The sequence below is a fragment of the Fusibacter sp. 3D3 genome (assembly GCF_001748365.1).
In the GTDB taxonomy this organism is placed as follows: Bacteria; Bacillota; Clostridia; order Peptostreptococcales; family Acidaminobacteraceae; genus Fusibacter_A.
Genome location: NZ_BDHH01000045.1, coordinates 1 through 3,588, shown reverse-complemented (window position 1 = coordinate 3,588; position 3,588 = coordinate 1). Strand labels below are relative to the sequence as shown.

Genomic DNA, 3,588 nt, shown 5'->3' with positions numbered 1-3,588 from the left:
CTTTTATTTTGACTGAGATAGGGTTATTCAAAAGTAAATAATGTGCGGGATAACATTAAATGAAGGTAGACAGTGGTCGTTGAAAGCTTAGAATGACCAAGCAGTTTTTGAATAACGACAACATTGGTTCCGGCAAGAAGCAGATGTGCCTGAAAGCTGTGTCTTAAACTGTGAATCGTGGCTTTTTTAGGAAATCCTAAGAGATCACACTTGGTCCTAAACACCATTTGAATGGTCCGCGTCGTCAATGGTTTGCCTTTTGAGAAGCTTTGAAAAAGGTAATCTTTAGGGTGATATTGCTTGTAGTAAATTCTTAAAAGATCAAGAGCACTTTTCGAAAGAAGCGTGTAGCGTTCTTTGAGTCCTTTGCCATCTCTGACGCGAATGCGCATCGTATCTGAATGAATATCAGAGACTTTAAGGTTCATAAGTTCCCCAACGCGCAAACCCGAAGAGTAACAGACTACAAGCATGGTTTTATGCTTAAGATTTGTGACAGAGTCAAAAAGTGCGTGAATCTGTGTGGGTGTTAAAGCAATTGGAAGCTTAGACGGTTGTTTTACCCTAGGAATATCGACCATATTCCATTCACGACCAAGAGTAGTTTCGAAGAAGAATTTAATGGCACTGTAGTTTGAATTTACATAAGATCGACTGAGCTTTCTACTGGTAATTGCATCATGTAAAAATTCGCGAACATGATCATAGGTGAGATTCTCAGGTGGCAAGTTGTGAAATTTCGAAATCTTCTTAACCCCTTTGAGATAGACAGTGACAGTCTTTGGACTGAAACCTCTGAGTTCCATATCCATTTGCATTTTAGATAATAATTTAGACATAAAAAATAGCTCCTTTTCTTTTAGATTCAGAATAAGAATATCTAAAGAAAGCACTATATGTCTAGGGCAAAAAGATTTAAAAAGTCACCGCGGTAGCGGTTTCGTCCAACACGCCACTTACCGGAAATTCATCTTATGGCACAGCCCTTGCGTAGCAAGGACTCCGCCACTTTTGCCCTAAGGGTCAAAAGGATGAACTTCGGTAAGTGCGGGAACGTTATGGGAAAGTTTTTACTTAGATAGTGTGAGGATTGAAAATGGTTATTAGAACATATATGAAATGTGAAGTATGTGGTACAGTTACATTATTAAGAATACAAATTGGATTTAGAGAGAGACATCCGATTCGATTTTCATGCGGAAAATGTGGAATATCAATGAGAGGGACTGTCGAGATTAATAAAGAAACTACGAAAATTGAAATAAACGTTGATAACTGCACGAAGATAGATGAAGAAGTTAATTATGATTATTATTTGGAAGTATCTCCAGAATTATTAACAGAGAAATTGAGAAAAGCAAACTGTGGATCAGATAATGATCTGATTACCCCATTTTTGAAAAATATAGAGATAGTTGGAGATGATAAATTTCTAGATAAATCAAGCAAGTTGCTTCGTTTTTTTGATTATAAAAATGAAGAGTGGCCAAAGGTAAGAAGAATAATCGAACTATATCTGCAAAATAACATGAAATATGTCATTAAGGAAATTCATTCCATATTACCAGTAAAACAATTTCCATGTGATTCTGGACTAGAATTACATAGAGGGGTACATACATTGTTCATTCATAGTATTTTATCAATATGTGATGAAAACTTTGTATCACAAACTTGTAGATTTATAGATAGTGAAAACATGAATTTATTAAAAAGTGTTTCAAAGGAGTATAATCAATTGATTATATCTCTTGAAAATGAAAACTATTTTATCAAGTTAGAACATTCAATATTAAAATTAACATGTGATTTTTTCCAAGTATATGATTATATTCAGCCAGTTCTCTTGATTTCATCAGTATATCAATTAGATAATACAGATGAATCTACCCTAGGATTATCAACTTGCGATTTTAGTGACTTAAAGCAATTTTATATTGATACTTATGAGTTTTTAGCTGAGAGTATGTTATTACCAACTCTTCTAAATAATTTGAAGTATAGAGGTAGAGTTGAAGAATTTAATAATTCATTGGCAATTGATTCAATATCAAAATACAAAGCTTCTTCAAAAGGTAAAAAGATTGAATTTTGTAAAATTGCTGAGGTCTATAATCGATTATTTAAAATTAATCTAAACAACAAAATTAGGAATGCAATTGGACACAATTCATATAAATACGATGGCAAAACACAGTTAATTGAATTTATTGACCACAAAAATCCAGATAAAAACATTAATATGTATCTGATTGAATTTGCAGAAATTTGTCTTTATATGTATCATTCTGTTATTAATATTCAAGAACTATTATACAAAACAAGAAAAATGTACTTTATATCGCGAGGCGATAAAGCTGTTAGTGCAAAGGTTTTTGGTGCTGTCAAACAAGAAAAAATTGGAAGAAATGAGCCGTGTATTTGTGGAAGTGGTTTAAAGTATAAAAAGTGTTGTGGCAAATAACGTAAAAACCATCCCATAACACGTCAATTACCGGAAATTCATCTGATGACACAGCCCTTGCGTGGCAAGGACTGCGCCACTTTTGCCCTAAGGGTCAAAAGGATGAACTTCGGTAATTGCGGGAACGTTAGCCGCCATCGCACGAACACATTAGGAAGTATAATCAAAACAGACGAATATATTTGATCAAAGTATGCCATATTCAAACTGTTATAACTCATTTTGAAAAGATCAGAAAAGACGGTTTGGTCCATTGTGATCAAGGGCAAGATAATGGTGTGACTCTAAGGCGCCCCACCATTAATGCACGATACCAAATTGAGACTAAGAGCATGCGACAGCGTCTAACACGTCTATTTCCAAAATCACCTATCGTCACAATCGTTGCGAAAGGGAGCAACGATCGCGCCAATTCTCACTGTGCGCTTGTCATCATTCTTGCAAAAGAGACTTATTTTTTTTAGGGCAAGAATGCCGCCAAGCGCCCAGCGAGAACGGTGACTTCGGAAATAGCTGTCTTTGGTAAAATAGAATTAAGCAAAACGGCAATCAAAAATGACAAAAAATAATTGCCAGTACAATCCCAATAAACTATCCTTTTAGGTAGACAAACACTTAAAAGGGGTGAAAGGACGTGCTGACAATTACTCAAATCAATTATATACGAAAAATGTACTTCGATAAAGGACATTCTGTCTCAGAAATTGAAAAAAGAACAACACATTCACGTAACACCATATTGAAATACATTGAGAAAGAAGACTTCAACGAAAAGCAGCGTTGCCAAAAGGAAAACCGCAAATCAGATTTGGTTCGGCCATTTGTGCGCCAAATATTGCTTGAAGACAAAAACAAACGAAGAAAACAACGTCATACAGCCAAGCGCATCTATGAGAGAGCACTGGATGAAATACCTGAACTTTGCCAAATTAAAGAACGGCAAATGCGGACTGTTGTCGCTGAAGAGCGCAAAGAAATTTATACAGAAAACGTATGCTTTTTAGATCTTGAGCATCCTGGCGGAGAGGCACAAGTAGACTTTGGTGAAGTCGACATTTATGAAGATGGCAAGCTTGTTAAAGCACATGAGTTTGTAATGACGTTTCCATCAAGTAATGCAGGCT

The 3,588-nt window shown here is 35.4% G+C and carries 2 protein-coding genes and 1 pseudogene; 2 read left to right on the top strand and 1 reads right to left on the bottom strand.

Annotation, left to right across the window (positions count from 1 at the left end):
• Nucleotides 1-23 precede the first annotated feature (23 nt).
• Nucleotides 24-839 carry a site-specific integrase gene (locus F3D3_RS23015; protein WP_069876861.1) on the bottom strand — a complete coding sequence of 272 codons (816 nt, stop codon included), beginning with the start codon at nucleotides 837-839 and terminating at the stop codon, nucleotides 24-26.
• Between the two features lie 275 nt (nucleotides 840-1,114).
• Between F3D3_RS23015 and F3D3_RS24820 the strand changes: the two genes are divergently transcribed.
• Both F3D3_RS24820 and F3D3_RS23005 read left to right on the top strand, forming a co-directional pair.
• Nucleotides 1,115-2,464, top strand: a complete 1,350-nt coding sequence (locus F3D3_RS24820) for an SEC-C metal-binding domain-containing protein (RefSeq protein WP_175438480.1) — start codon at nucleotides 1,115-1,117, stop codon at nucleotides 2,462-2,464.
• Between the two features lie 670 nt (nucleotides 2,465-3,134).
• Nucleotides 3,135-3,588: pseudogene (locus F3D3_RS23005) on the top strand (IS21 family transposase); the annotation flags it as partial.